This is a genomic window from Streptomyces sp. NPDC007264 (genome assembly GCF_042869095.1).
Lineage (GTDB): Bacteria > Actinomycetota > Actinomycetes > Streptomycetales > Streptomycetaceae > Streptomyces.
Genome location: NZ_JBIAFD010000013.1, coordinates 95,399 through 109,834, shown reverse-complemented (window position 1 = coordinate 109,834; position 14,436 = coordinate 95,399). Strand labels below are relative to the sequence as shown.

The 14,436-nt window shown below is 71.5% G+C and carries 7 protein-coding genes; 5 read left to right on the top strand and 2 right to left on the bottom strand.

Features of this window, described 5'->3' with window-relative positions; translation table 11 throughout:
* Nucleotides 1-196: 196 nt before the first annotated feature.
* Both ACFYMU_RS22775 and ACFYMU_RS22770 read right to left on the bottom strand, forming a co-directional pair.
* Nucleotides 197-868, bottom strand: coding sequence for a potassium channel family protein (locus ACFYMU_RS22775; RefSeq protein ID WP_381081036.1), 672 nt, complete (start codon nt 866-868; stop codon nt 197-199).
* Entirely contained in the window at nt 868-1,539 is a 672-nt protein-coding gene (locus tag ACFYMU_RS22770) for a potassium channel family protein (RefSeq protein WP_388376239.1), read from the bottom strand. Before ACFYMU_RS22770 ends, ACFYMU_RS22775 begins: the two co-directional genes overlap by 1 nt.
* Nucleotides 1,540-1,763: 224 nt before the next feature.
* Here ACFYMU_RS22770 and ACFYMU_RS22765 point away from each other — a divergent pair, with 224 nt between their 5' ends.
* The 5 genes from ACFYMU_RS22765 (at nt 1,764) to ACFYMU_RS22745 (ending at nt 14,349) form a co-directional block, all read left to right on the top strand.
* Nucleotides 1,764-3,815 carry an APC family permease gene (locus tag ACFYMU_RS22765; protein ID WP_388376018.1) on the top strand — a complete coding sequence of 684 codons (2,052 nt, stop codon included), beginning with the start codon at nt 1,764-1,766 and terminating at the stop codon, nt 3,813-3,815.
* A gap of 138 nt (nt 3,816-3,953) precedes the next feature.
* Nucleotides 3,954-5,282, top strand: coding sequence for a class I SAM-dependent RNA methyltransferase (locus tag ACFYMU_RS22760; RefSeq protein WP_388376015.1), 1,329 nt, complete (start codon nt 3,954-3,956; stop codon nt 5,280-5,282).
* A gap of 727 nt (nt 5,283-6,009) precedes the next feature.
* Entirely contained in the window at nt 6,010-7,779 is a 1,770-nt protein-coding gene (locus ACFYMU_RS22755) for a DUF4350 domain-containing protein (protein WP_388376012.1), read from the top strand.
* 326 nt (nt 7,780-8,105) lie between these two features.
* Nucleotides 8,106-11,276, top strand: coding sequence for an amino acid adenylation domain-containing protein (locus tag ACFYMU_RS22750; RefSeq protein ID WP_388376009.1), 3,171 nt, complete (start codon nt 8,106-8,108; stop codon nt 11,274-11,276).
* A 10-nt stretch (nt 11,277-11,286) separates the two neighbouring features.
* Nucleotides 11,287-14,349 carry an amino acid adenylation domain-containing protein gene (locus ACFYMU_RS22745; RefSeq protein WP_388376006.1) on the top strand — a complete coding sequence of 1,021 codons (3,063 nt, stop codon included), beginning with the start codon at nt 11,287-11,289 and terminating at the stop codon, nt 14,347-14,349.
* Nucleotides 14,350-14,436: the final 87 nt, after the last annotated feature.

The following is a 14,436-nucleotide window of genomic DNA, read 5'->3' as shown; positions in this document are numbered from 1 at the left end:
GCGCGTCCGGCGGTCGCCGGTGCACCCTCGTCCGTGCCCGGCCCTCGTTCGTGCCCGGCCCTCGTTCGTGCCCGGCCCTCGTCCGTGCCCCGTCCGCGTCCGGACCCCTGTGCGGGCCCGTGCGTCCCGGCGGGTCCGGTGGAGGTGCCCCACCGAACCCGCCGCTGGTGCACCGGACGGACGCCCCGCGCAGCGCTCAGGCGTCCTCGCGCCGCACCGAGAGCAGCTCCTCCAGCTGCTCCTCGCGCGCCTGGGCGGCCACGAACAGCAGTTCGTCGCCCGCCTCCAGGGAGTCCTCCCGGGACGGGGTCAGGACACGGGTGCCGCGGATGATCGTCACCAGGGACGTGTCCTCGGGCCACTGCACATCGCCGACCTGCGTGCCCGCCAGGGCCGACTCCGGCGGCAGGGTCAGCTCGACGAGGTTCGCGTCGCCGTGGCTGAAGCGGAGCAGACGCACCAGGTCGCCGACGCTCACCGCCTCCTCGACCAGGGCGGACATCAGCCGCGGTGTGGAGACGGCCACGTCCACTCCCCACGACTCGTTGAAGAGCCACTCGTTCTTGGGATTGTTGACGCGGGCGACGACGCGCGGGACGCCGTACTCCGTCTTCGCCAGCAGGGACACGACCAGGTTCACCTTGTCGTCGCCCGTCGCGGCGATCACCACGTTGCAGCGCTGCAGCGCCGCCTCGTCCAGTGAGGTGATCTCGCAGGCGTCGGCCAGCAGCCACTCCGCCTGCGGGACGCGCTCGACCGAGATCGCGGTCGGCGCCTTGTCGATCAGCAGTACCTCGTGCCCGTTCTCCAGGAGTTCGCCCGCGATGGAGCGGCCCACGGCACCGGCACCGGCAATGGCGACCCTCATCAGTGACCGCCCTCCCCTTCAGGCCCCTCGGCGAACGCCGCCTCGACCTTCTCGACGTCGTCCGTCCGCATCATCACATGGACCAGGTCGCCCTCCTGCAGCACCGTCTGCGAGGTGGGCAGCATCGCCTCACCCAGTCGGGTGAGGAAGGCGACGCGCACGCCGGTCTCCTCCTGGAGCCGGCTGATCTTGTACCCGACCCAGGACGGCGAGGCGTGCACCTCGGCGAGCTGGACGCCACCGGTGGGATCCCGCCACAGCGGCTCGGCACCGGACGGCAGCAGACGGCGCAGCATCTGGTCCGCCGTCCAGCGGACCGTGGCGACCGTCGGAATGCCGAGGCGCTGGTAGACCTCGGCCCGGCGGGGGTCGTAGATACGGGCCGCGACGTTCTCGATGCCGAACATCTCGCGGGCGACCCGGGCGGCGATGATGTTCGAGTTGTCGCCGCTGGAGACGGCGGCGAAGGCGCCGGCATCCTCGATGCCCGCCTCGCGCAGCGTGTCCTGGTCGAAGCCGACCCCGGTGACCCGACGGCCACCGAACCCGGAGCCCAGTCGTCGGAAGGCGGTGGGGTCCTGGTCGATCACGGCGACCGTGTGCCCCTGTTGCTCCAGGGTCTGGGCGAGAGCGGAGCCCACTCTTCCGCAGCCCATGATGACGATGTGCACGACCGTCCTTCCGATGTCCATGGTGACAGCTAGGTTCCCTCAGGTTCTCAGACCGCCGCCCAAGCTACACAGGCACGGTGCACGCGGGGCACCCCCGTGCACGTGCGTCGGGCAGCTTTGTCGATCAATCGCCCCTCCGGGACCTCGCCCGGTCCGTGACGCGTGAGGCACATCTCCACCTGTGGGTGGGCGACCTTCAGTTCGACGCTTTACGATCCACTGTTGTGTCCAAACTGACCGACGTGCCCAAGCGGATCCTGATCGGGCGCGCATTGCGCAGTGACCGGTTGGCCGAAACGCTCCTGCCGAAGCGCATCGCCCTCCCCGTCTTCGCCTCCGACCCGCTCTCCTCCGTGGCGTATGCGCCCGGAGAAGTGCTGCTGGTGCTGTCCATCGCAGGCGTCACGGCGTACCACTTCAGCCCCTGGATCGCGCTCGCGGTCGTCGTCCTGATGTTCACGGTGGTCGCCTCCTACCGGCAGAACGTGCACGCGTACCCGAGCGGTGGCGGCGACTACGAGGTGGCGACCACCAACCTCGGGCCCAAGGCCGGTCTCACCGTCGCCAGCGCCCTGCTCGTCGACTACGTCCTGACGGTCGCCGTGTCGATCGCCTCCGGCATCGAGAATCTCGGCTCCGCGGTCCCGTTCGTCGTCCAGCACAAGGTGCTCTGCGCGGTCGCCGTGGTGGTGCTGCTCACGCTGATGAACCTGCGCGGGGTCAGGGAGTCCGGGACGCTGTTCGCGATCCCGACCTACGTCTTCGTCAGTGGTGTCTTCGTCATGATCGCCTGGGGTGCCTTCCGCGGGCTGGTCCTCGACGACACCATGCGGGCCCCGACGGCCGCGTTCCACATCAAGGCCGAGCACCAGGGCCTCGCGGGCTTCGCCCTGGTCTTCCTGCTCCTGCGCGCCTTCTCCTCCGGCTGCGCCGCGCTCACCGGTGTCGAGGCGATCTCCAACGGCGTCCCGGCCTTCCGCAAGCCGAAGTCGAAGAACGCGGCGACCACGCTCGCGATGATGGGCCTGCTGGCCGTCACCATGTTCTGCGGCATCATCGCCCTGGCCATGGTGACCAAGGTCCGGATGGCCGAGACCCCGGCCACCGACCTGATCCACAACGGCGTCGCGGTGGGCTCCGGCTATGTCCAGAACCCGGTGATCTCGCAGGTGGCCGAGGCCGTCTTCGGCAAGGGCAGCTTCCTGTTCATCGTGCTCGCGGCGGCCACGGCGCTGGTGCTGTTCCTCGCCGCGAACACCGCCTACAACGGCTTCCCGGTGCTCGGCTCGATCCTCGCCCAGGACCGCTACCTCCCACGCCAGCTGCACACCCGCGGCGACCGCCTGGCCTTCTCCAACGGCATCGTGCTGCTCGCGGGCACGGCGACCCTGCTGATCATCCTCTACGGCTCCGACTCGACCCGGCTGATCCAGCTGTACATCGTCGGGGTGTTCGTGTCGTTCACCCTGAGCCAGACCGGCATGGTCCGGCACTGGAACCGCCATCTGGCCACCGAGAAGGACCAGGCCAAGCGCCGTCACATGGTCCGCTCCCGCGCCATCAACGCCTTCGGCGCCTTCTTCACCGGCCTCGTGCTGGTCGTCGTCCTGGTCACCAAGTTCACCCACGGGGCCTGGGTCGCGCTGCTCGGCATGTGCATCTTCTACGCGACGATGACCGCCATCCGTCGCCACTACGACCGGGTGGCCGACGAACTCGCCGCCCCCGAGGGCCGCAGCGACGACACCGTGCGTCCGTCGCGGGTCCACTCGGTGGTGCTCATCTCCAAGATCCACCGCCCCACGCTGCGCGCCCTGGCCTACGCCAAGCTGATGCGTTCGCACACGCTTGAGGCGCTCAGCGTCAACGTCGACCCGGCCGAGACCAAGGCGCTGAAGGAGGAGTGGGAGCGGCGTGGCATCGACGTACCCCTGAAGATCCTCGACTCGCCCTACCGCGAGATCACGCGCCCCGTGATCGAGTACGTGAAGAACCTGCGCCGGGAGTCCCCGCGCGACGCCGTGTCCGTGATCATCCCCGAGTACGTGGTCGGTCACTGGTACGAGCATCTGCTGCACAACCAGAGCGCGCTGCGGCTGAAGGGCCGGCTGCTGTTCACCCCGGGCATCATGGTGACCTCCGTGCCGTACCAGCTGGAGTCCTCCGAGGCGGCCAGGGTCCGCGCCCGCAAGCGCCAGGAGTGGAACGCCCCGGGTTCCGTGCGGCGGGGGCCGGCGGAGCAGCGGGCCAAGGAGTCGTCGGCCCCGAAGGGCTGAGACTGCCGCCGCCCGCCCCCACCGGCTCGTGGTGAACGGCCGGACGACACCCACGTAGACTGGTGGGCTGTTGTCCGGCCGCGTCGCTTCGCAGCCGCCCCCTTTCCGCACCCCTCTCGTACCTGGAGCCGTCCCGCCATGCAGGCAGAACCGAAGAAGTCGCTGGTGGGGGAGGAGTACGAGGTCGAGATCGGCCCTGTCGCCCACGGCGGTCACTGCATCGCCCGTACGGACGCGGGCCAGGTCCTCTTCGTGCGGCACACGCTGCCCGGGGAACGGGTCGTGGCGCGGGTGACCGACGGTGAGGAAGGGGACCGTTTCCTGCGGGCGGACGCGGTGCGGGTGCTGCAGGCGTCGAAGGACCGCATCGAGGCGCCGTGCCAGTACGCGGGGCCCGGCCGCTGTGGCGGCTGCGACTGGCAGCACGCCAAGCCGGGCGCGCAGCGCCGGCTGAAGGGCGAGGTGATCGCCGAGCAGCTGAGCCGGCTCGCGGGCCTCACGCCGGAGGAGGCGGGCTGGGACGGCACGGTGGTGCCGGCGGAGGGCGACAAGCTGCCGGCCGGCGAGGTGCCGAAGTGGCGTACGCGGGTGCAGTACGCGGTGGACGTGTCCGGCAGGGCGGGCCTGCGCCGGCACCGCTCGCACGAGGTGGAGCCGGTCGACCACTGCATGATCGCCGCCGAGGGCGTCAGCGAGCTGGGCATCGAGAAGCGGGACTGGACGGGCATGGACTCCGTCGAGGCGATCGCGGCGACGGGCTCGCAGGACCGGCAGGTCATCCTGACGCCGAAGCCGGGCGCACGGCTGCCGCTGGTCGAGCTGGACCGCCCGGTGTCGGTGCTGCGGGTCGACGAGAGGACCGGTGGGGTGCACCGCGTCCACGGCCGCCCCTTCGTCCGCGAACGCGCCGACGGCCGCACGTACCGCGTCGGCAACGGCGGTTTCTGGCAGGTCCACCCGAGGGCGGCGGACACCCTCGTCACGGCGGTGATGCAGGGCCTGCTGCCGCGCAGGGGCGAGACGGCGCTCGACCTGTACTGCGGTGTCGGCCTGTTCGCCGGAGCGCTCGCCGACCGGCTCGGCGAGCAGGGCGCCGTCCTCGGCATCGAGTCCGGCAAGCGCGCCGTCGAGGACGCCCGGCACAACCTGGCCGACTTCGACCGCGTCCGCATCGAACAGGGCAAGGTCGAACCGGACCTCCCGCGCACCGGCATCACGGAGGTCGACCTGATCGTCCTGGACCCGCCGCGCGCGGGCGCGGGCCGCAGGACGGTGGCCCATCTGACGACCTTGGGGGCGCGCAGGATCGCCTACGTCGCCTGCGACCCGGCGGCGCTCGCACGGGACCTGGGGTACTTCCGGGACGGCGGGTATCGGGTGCGGACGCTGCGGGCGTTCGACCTGTTTCCGATGACGCATCATGTGGAGTGCGTGGCGATTCTGGAGCCCGCTGCAAAAAGCCTCTGACCTGCATGTTCTCCTGGATGCCAAGGCGCGCCAAGAATCGTCGACCTGTCTTTCCAAATGCACGACGTGAAGCGCGTGGTCTGCTGACGAATGCCGTCTGACCTGGCGTTCCAGATGACGTACCGGGACGGCGGTGCGGTCGTCCCTTCTCTTGGGACGAAGGGAGGGCGACCGTCTCGACGCTCAGTTGACGCTCGTTCATGGCGTAGCGCGGGCGGCGGACGCTCACGGCGGAGCCGCGTACCTCAGCATCGGGAACGCGCCGACCGCCCCCCGTCTGCGATCTCGTGCGGGGGGAACGGACGGATACTGCCCGCCCGTCGAACAGCATTCCCGCGCCATGGTGGCCGGCGACCTCCGTTCCGCGCGGTTGCAGCGGATCATGACCGCCCTCGGTCCCGGCGGTGAGCCCGCGCTGCGGGCCTGTTACGCGGTCAGGGAACGGCCCGTCCAGGACTGAGACGCGCACCGGGGCTGCCGTGTACGTGACCGCCCGCACTCGTCGACGGTGCCGCCCTGCTCCTCGGCGGGCGGGAACGGGGCGGGAACGGGACGGGAAGGCCGGGGGTGACGATGGCGGAGGCACACACACCACGTCTCCACTGTGCGGGGCGGGTTCATGGTCGTCGGGCTTCGGGGGCGGCGGTTCCGCGGTGAGCTTCCTTCGGGGGCACGCGTGCCTGTCTTGTCGAGCGTGAGCTCGAAAAGTTCGATGAGGGAGCTGTCTATGCCGGACATCGTTCTGGATCGATTTCACTCCGATGCGTGGCGCATTGAGCCGACGGGCGGGGAGGCCACCGCCGCCCCGGAGGAGAAGTACCTGGGGCACCTCGCCGACCTCGCCGAGGTGCTCGGTGAGCACCTCGGCGAGGTCGCGGTCCGTTCGATCGGCGACCGCTGGGAAGAGAGCGCGCTGGACGGGGCGGATCTTCTGGTCCTCACGCTGCCCAGGGACGACGAACCGCCGCTGACCGACGAGGACCTGGTGATGCTGCGTGGCCATCTCGCCGCGGGCCGGGGCTTGTTGCTCCTCGGTGGTGCCACGGCCGAGAACGCGCCCCGGCCGCTTGACGACCTGGTGCCCGGGCTGGTGCTCGAGCCCGGTTTCGTGTCCGTCCGCCAGGCGCCGCCGACCAGCCACCTCCTGACCTATTCCGTCTCCGCCGACGTGCTGCCGGGCCACCCGGTGACCGAGGGCGTCGAGGAACTGTACTTCCACCGCGCACAGGGCCTGTCCGTCACCGGCTCCGCCGTCACCGGGATCGCCGCCCGGGACGGGAGCCTGCTGGCCGTGGCCGGCCAGGTCGGCGGGGGGCGGCTCGTCGTCGTGGGCAGCGGCGAGCTGTTCGCCCTGCCCTTCCTGGGGCGTGCCGACAACGCCCGGTTCCTGATCAACACCCTCGGCTGGCTGCTCACCGGCCAGCCCGCCCCGGCCGGCTCCGAGATGGCCAAGGCGGTCACGCACGAACGCTGCTTCACGGTCCGCTCGTTCTCCCCGGAGGAGGACCTGGCGCTGATCGACGGCCCCCACGTCGTCGACGCGCGGCCCTACCGGTCCCTGCTGGAGCGGATCGGCGGGGGCGTCCTGCCCGACCCCTACCGCGACCAGGCGGCCTTCCTGGTCGAGGCGGAGCTGCGCTTCGACGAGATGCCGCGCGTGATCAGGGAGGCGGTGACCACCTTCCGGCACCGGTCCAACGACTACGAGGGCCTGCTCGTCCGCGGTCTGCCGGTGGACGCCGACCTGCCCGCGACCCCCGCCGACCCGGGGCGCCAGGTCGACAAGTCCACCTGGCTGAGCGAGCTGTGGCTGGCCGGCTTCGCCTCCGCGCTGGGCTTCCCGCTCGCCTACCTCCAGGAGAAGCACGGGCTGCTGTTCCAGAACGTGGCCCCCACGCCGCACAACGCCGCCAACCTCTCCTCGGAGAGTTCCGCGATCCTGCTGGACTTCCACACCGAGACGGCGTTCCACCCGCACATGCCGGACTTCCTCATGCTGCACTGCCTGCGCAACGACCACGAGGGCGTCGCGAAGACCATCATGGCGAGCGTGCGGATGGCGCTGCCCCACCTGAGCCTGGCGGACCGCTGCGAGCTGTTCGTCCCGCAGTTCCGCACCGGGGTGGACTTCTCCTTCGGCAGTGCCAACGGCGTGCAGGGCAACGGTCCGACGCTGCCGGTCCTGTACGGCAATCCGTACGACCCGTACATGACCTTCGACCTCGATCTGATGGTCGGCGACACGCCGCACGCGCAGCAGGCGCTGGAGGCACTGCGGGGTGCCGTCAACAAGGTGCGGCGCTGGGTCCGCCTGTCGCCGGGCGACCTGCTGATCGTCAACAACCGGCGTGCCGTCCACGCGCGTTCGGAGTTCCCCGCCCGGTTCGACGGCCGGGACCGCTGGCTGCAGCGGGTGTGCCTGGTGAGCGACCCGGTGCCGTCGGCGGCCGACCGGCGTGGCAGTGGGCGCGTGGTCGAGACGGCGTTCGCCGTCTGACGCGGGCCGCCTGGCCCCGGCCTCCTGGGCCCTTGGGCTCCGGGCCACCCGAGCCGCGGGCCGGCCCGGCCCGCCCGGACCGTCCAGGCCCGGCGGCCCATCCGGACCACCCGGCCCATCCGGACCACCCGGCCCATCCGGACCACCCGGCCTAGCCGGACCCCGCGCCACCGAGCGTGCGCGGGCCCGCCCCGGCCATCGGAGCCACCGCGCCACCCGGCCACCATCGCGCCATCGCGCCATCGCGCCCCCACGTGCCAAGGCGCCGAGGCGCCCGGCCGGGGGCGGGGCCTTCCGAGACCGACTACTGATTGAGGAGCCGAACAGTGATCGAGTCGTTCATCGACTTGTTCGAGAAGCATGTGGCGGCCACACCGCACGCGACGGCAGTCGTGTCCGCGACAGGCACGCTCAGCTACCAGGACCTCGACGCTCTGGCCTGCCGTCAGGCGCACGAGCTGGCCGACCGGGGCGTGCGTCCCGGGGAGCTGGTCGGTGTCTACGCCCTGCCCGGATCGGCGATGATCGCCTCGATCCTGGGCGTGCTCAAAGCGGGCGCCGCCTACGTGCCGCTCGATCCCGAATACCCCGAGCAGCGCCTCGACTACCTGATCGAGGACTCCGGGATGTCCGCGGTGCTCGCCGAAGACCGCCTGGCGGCCCGCCTGTCCGGCCGGGACCTGCCCGTGGTGGCAGTCGCCAGCGCGGTCGAGGCGGAGTCCGCCCCGGCCGTCGAGACGGCCCGCCGAGGCCCGAACGACCTCGTCTACGTCATCTACACCTCCGGATCGACCGGCCGCCCCAAGGGCGTCCGGGTCACCGAGTCCAACATCGCGAACCTGCTGCACGCCGTGGGTGAGGGCTACAAGCTCTCCTCCCGCGACGTCACGATCTTCACCCACTCCTTCACCTTCGACGCCTCGGTGCTGGAGGTCTTCGCCCCCCTCGCGTACGGGGCGAAGCTGGTCGTCGCGGCCGCCGAGGAGCGCCGCGACGCGGCGAAGCTCGTCGCGGCGGTCAAGCGGCACGGCGTGACGATCTGGGACATGGTCCCGGCCATGCTCGCTCAGGTCGTCGATCTGCCGGAGTTCCCCGCCGCCTGTGCGACCCTGCGGCTGGCGATCTCCGGCGCGGACGTGCTGCCGCGCGGATTGGCCCACCGGTTCCTGACCCTCGCGCCCTGGTGCGAACTGCAGAACCAGTACGGCCCCACCGAGGCCACCGTCATCACCACCGTGTGGTCCTGCAACGCCGACGCGGAGGCCGGGCCGGTGCCGATCGGCTTCCCGATCGCCGGCGCGTCCGTGCACGTCCTGGACGACGCGCTCGCCCCGGTCGGGCAGGGCGAGATCGGCGAGATCTACATCGGCGGCGCCGGCGTCACCGTCGGCTACCACAACCGGCCGGAGCTCACCGAGGAACGCTTCGTCACCGACCCGCGCGGCGAGCGCCTCTACCGTACCGGCGACCTCGGACGCCTGCGCGCGGACGGCGCGCTGGAGTTCCAGGGCCGCGCCGATCGGCAGCTGGCCGTCCGCGGCTTCCGCGTCGAGCCCGGCGAGATCGAGGACGCGCTCTGCGCCGACCCGGCCGTGCAGGCCGCGGCGGTCACCACCCGCGGCAGCGGCAACGACGTGCTGCTGGTCGCCTACGTCACCCCGGTCGCCGACGGGACGATCCTGGTCCCCGCCCTCCGGGAGCGCGTTCGCGAGGCCCTCCCGGAGCACCTGCGGCCCAACGCCTACGTCGTCATGGACAAGCTGCCGCTCGGGATCAGCGGCAAGGTGGACCTGCGCGCGCTGCCCGCCCCGCCCTCCGTCCGCCCCGAGCTGTCGGTGCCGTACGCGGCGCCGGGCGACCAGGACGAGCAGCAGGTGGCCGCCACGGTGGCGCGGACCCTCGGTCTGGACGAGGTCGGCGTCAACGACAACTTCTTCGAGCTCGGTGCGCACTCCCTGCTCGTCACGAAGATCGTCACGCGGGTGCGGGCCGAGTTCCAGACCGACATCCCGGTGTCGGTCGTGTTCGAGCACCCGACCGTGGCCGGGCTGGTGGCCTGGCTGCGCGCCAACGCCGACTCTGCCACGAAGGTCCAGGGCCCGACCCGGGCCGAGCGGAGCGGGCCGATCCCGCTCTCGCTCCCGCAGGAGCAGGTGTGGTTCCTGGGCAAACTGGTGCCGGACAGCATCGCGTACGCCACCCAGGCCTATCTCGACCTGCACGGACCGGTGTCGGTTGCGGTGCTGGAGGAGTCGCTCACCGAGATCGTCCGCCGGCACGAGTTGCTGCGGACCACCTTCGTCGCGGGCGCCGACGGGATGCCGGAGCAGGTCGTCCACCCGCCCTACCCGGTGAGCGTCCAGGTGGAGGACCTCAGCGCCGAACCGGAGGAGATCCGGGAAATCCTGGCGCTGGACCGGATGCAGACCATCGTGGCCCGCCCCTTCGACGTCGGCCGGCTGCCGCTGTTCCGCTGGGTGCTGTTCCGGCTCTCCGCCGACCACCACATGCTGCTGCTGGTCGAGCACCACTTCATCCACGACGGCTGGTCGTTCGGCGTCCTGATGCAGGAACTGCGTGAATGCTACCGGGCCTTCGCCGAGGGCGGCCGACCCCACCTGCCGGAGCTGCCCGTCCAGTTCGCCGACTACGCGGTGTGGCAGCGGGAGTGGCTGAAGGGCGACGAGGCGCAGCGACAGTGGGAGTTCTGGCAGGAGAAGCTGCGCGGCGCGGAGGAGCTGCTGCCGCTGCCGACGGACCGTCCCCGGCCCCCGGTGCAGAGCCACCACGGTGACGTCGTGGTCATACCGGTCCCGGCCGACGTGTACCGGCGCATCCGGCAACTCGGCGGCCCCACCGGCGCCACCGGCTACATGGTCATGACGGCGATCTTCACCATGCTGATGAACCAGTACACCAGGAAGACCGACATGACGATCGCCATCTCGATGGCGAACCGGCGGTTCGAGTCGACCGAGCGACTGATCGGCATGATGATCAACGGCGGTCTGCTGCGCGCGGACCTGTCGGGCGACCCCACCTTCGACGAACTGCGCGGCCGGATCACCGAGGCGGCCCTCGAGATCTACCGCCACCAGGACTTCCCGTTCTCGAAGCTGGTCGAGTACCTCAACCCGGTGCGCGACCTGTCGTACAACCCCCTGTACCAGGTGGCCTTCTCGTACCACGACGCCCGGGTACCGCGGATGTCCCTGGGCGTGACTCGTGCGGACATCCACTACCTGCAGAACTACAGCGCGAAGCACGACCTCGACGTCATCGTCATCCCGCGGGGCGAGCAGCTGGCGACCGTTCCCGGCTCCGACCCGGCCGACGAGGTGCTGATGGAGTGGATCTACTCGACCGACCTCTTCGACCGCTCGACCGTCGCGGCGATGGCGGAGGAGTTCGTCGAGCTGTGCCGACGCGTCGTGGACGCCCCCGAGAAGACCCTGTCCGAACTGGTCGGGCGCGCTGCCGCCGGCCCCTCCGCGTGAAGGCGTGACCATGAACACTGGCCTTGAGAACCGTTCCGAGACCACTGCCGTTGCCCTCTTCGAGCGGCACGCCGCGCGCCGGCCGGACGCGGTCGCCCTCGAGTTCGGCGGGGAACGCGTCAGCTACGGAGAGCTCGACGCGTGGGCCTCGCTCATCGCCCGCCGGACCTGCGCTCCGGCCGTGGCGATCGCCGCCCCCGAATCCCCGGCCACGGCAACCCCCGCTCCGGAGGCCGCGGCCCCGGCGGCCCAGGCCGTGATCGGCATCATGGCCCACCCCGGCCCGGAGATGGTCGCGGCGACCATCGCCGTGCTCAAGTCGGGGGCTGCCTACGTGCCGCTCGACCCCTGCTATCCGCGGGAGCGGCTGGAGTTCCTCGTCGCCGACTCCGGGGTCACCGCGATCCTCGTCCAGGAAGACCTGCTGGCGGGCGCCGCCGTGCTGCCCGTGCCGACAGTCGCGGTGCCGGGCCGGCCCGCCGCGGGCGAGCCGGCGGAGCCGTCGCTGCCCGCCACCGCCACGCTCGACGACCTGGCGTACGTGATCTACACCTCTGGGACTACCGGCCGCCCGAAGGGCGTCGAGGTGACGCACGGAAACGTGGCTAACACCCTGCAGGTGATCCGGGAGCACAGCGGCTACGGAGCCGAGGACGTCGGTCTGCTGAAGTACTCGTTCAGCTTCGACTCGTCCGTCTTCGAGATGTTCGCGCCGCTGACCAGCGGAGCCCGCCTCGTCATCGCGGCCGCGGACGAACGCAAGGACCCCTTCCGGCTGGCCGAGCTCATCGGCGCCCACCGGGTCACCCAGCTCGACTCGGTGCCGCTGCTGCTGGCGCAGATCCTGGAGGCCCCGGGCGTGGCGGAGTTCTGCGCCTCGCTGCGTGTCGTCGTCTCCGGCGGCGACGTCCTGCGCCCGGAGATGGTGAAGCGCTTCCACGAGCTGCTGCCGAACGCCACCCTGCAAAACCACTACGGGCCGACCGAGACCACCAACGACTCCACCATCTGGGACGTCGACCCAGCCGCCGCCGACCAGTCGGTGCCGATCGGCTTCCCGGTCCGCAACACCTTCGTCTACCTGCTCGACGAGCAGCGCCGGCCGGTGCCGCCGGGCACCGTGGGCGAGATCCACATCGGCGGCGCCGGCATCGCCCGCGGCTACCGCAACCAGCCCGAGCTCACTGCGGAGCGCTTCCTGCCGGACCCCTTCACCCCCGGCTCGCCGCGCATGTACCGCACCGGTGACCTGGGGCGGCTGCGCGAGGACGGCGCGATCGAGTTCCATGGCCGGGCCGACCGGCAGCTGAGCATGCGCGGCTTTCGGGTCGAGCCGGAAGAGATCGAGGCCGCGCTGACGAAGGACCCGACGGTGGCCCTGGCGGCGGTGACCGCGGGCGCGTCCTCGGCCGAGCAGCGGCTCGTCGCCTACGTCACCCCGGCGGACCCCGAGCAGGATCCCGACCCGACCGCGCTGCGTGCCCACCTGACCGAGCTGCTGCCGGCCCACCTGGTGCCCACGCACTACGTGGTCCTCGCCAACCTGCCGCTGAACGCCAACGGCAAGGTCGACTACCGGGCCCTGCCCGAACCGAGCGCCGAGCGGCCGGAGCTGCGCTTCCCGTACGAGGCCGCGACGACCGAGGTGCAGCAGCACGTCGTGACGGTCTGGCAGGACGTCCTGAACATCGAGCGGATCGGCGTGCGGGACAACTTCTTCGAGCTGGGCGGCCACTCGATCCTCGCGATCAAGGTCGTGGGCCGGCTGCGCGAAGCCTTCGGCGCCCAGCTGCCGATGTCGGCGATATTCGAGAACCCGACCCCGGCGGAACTGGCCACGGCGATCGAGGAGGACGGCACCGCCCAGGCGCGGGCGATCGACGACGCCCTGCGCCAGGTGCTGGCGGCCGACACGGAGCTGGACCTCGCCCCGGTGTCCGCCACGGACGACGACCGGGCTCGGATGCGCGCACCCGAGCACATTCTGCTCACCGGCGCCGACGAGTTCATCGGCGCCCACCTCCTCGCCGAACTGCTGCGGCGCACGTCCGCGACGGTGACCTGCCTGATCGGCGAGCCCGACGAGCGCCGGGCGAAGGGCCGCCTCGCCGCGACCCTCCACCGGAGCGGGATCACGCTGCCGCGACCGCAGGACGTGGCGGTGCTCGCCGGCGACTTGCGCCTGCCCCGCTTCGGCCTCGGTGAGCGATCCTGGCAGGAGCTGGCGGACCGGGTCGACGTGGTCTTCCACCACGGTGCGACGGAGAATCTGGCCCAGCCCTACACCGCGCTGCGCGCCGCCAACGTGTCCGGCACCCGCGAGGCGATCCGTTTCGCGGCGCTCGGCCGGGTCAAGGCGCTGCACTTCACCTCCACGGTCTCGGTGATGCCCTGGAAGACGGGCGCGGCCGAGCGGATCTGGCCGGAACTCCCGGTGCCCGCCCCGGACGGCCTGGACTACGGCTTCGCCCAGTCCAAGTGGGTCGCCGAGCAGCTGGTGGGCGCCGCGCAGCAGGCGGGCGTCCCGGCGACGGTGCTGCGGATCGGCCGCGTGGTCGGCTCCGCGGAGAGCGGGCGCTGGCCCGAGGGCGACCTGGCGCGGATGCTCGTCGTCGGCGGTGCCCGGCTCGGCGCCCTGCCCCGACGGGCGGTCCCGGAGCCCTGGCTCACCGTCGAGTACGCCGCGTCGGCCATGTGCTCCGTCGCGCTGGGCGACGACGTCTTCGGCCGGGTGTTCCACGTCGTCGACGGAACGATGGTGGACTCCGACCTGATCGCCGGCTGGCTCGGTGAGCACGGCTTCGACGCCGAGGTCCTCCCGCCCGAGAAGTGGCTCGCCAAGCTCGCCGAACAGCCCGAGAACGCGGCCTTCCCGCTGCTCGGGGTGCTCGACGAGGACAGCGAGTCGGCGCCGGCGCGCGACCGGGCCCGCAACCCCTTCGCCCACGACAACACCCAGGCCGTGCTCGGCCGGCCGGAGCCCGGCTGGCCGATGACCGGTGAACTGCTCGGCCGGCTCCTCGACTCGGCCGTACGATCCGGCGAGCTGCCCCGGTCCGAGCCGGCGCGCTAGACACCCGCGCCCCTGTACACGGACAGCCGGGCATCCGGACGCCCGGACCCCCCGACACCCCCCTCCTGCCGACCGGCAGGCCCCCCG

Bases quoted from the DNA above. Each gene is read 5' to 3' on its own strand.
- ACFYMU_RS22745 (WP_388376006.1), top strand. From the start codon at position 11,287: ATGAACACTGGCCTTGAGAACCGTTCCGAGACCACTGCCGTTGCCCTC.
- ACFYMU_RS22775 (WP_381081036.1), bottom strand. From the start codon at position 868: ATGAGGGTCGCCATTGCCGGTGCCGGTGCCGTGGGCCGCTCCATCGCG.
- ACFYMU_RS22760 (WP_388376015.1), top strand. From the start codon at position 3,954: ATGCAGGCAGAACCGAAGAAGTCGCTGGTGGGGGAGGAGTACGAGGTC.
- ACFYMU_RS22755 (WP_388376012.1), top strand. From the start codon at position 6,010: ATGCCGGACATCGTTCTGGATCGATTTCACTCCGATGCGTGGCGCATT.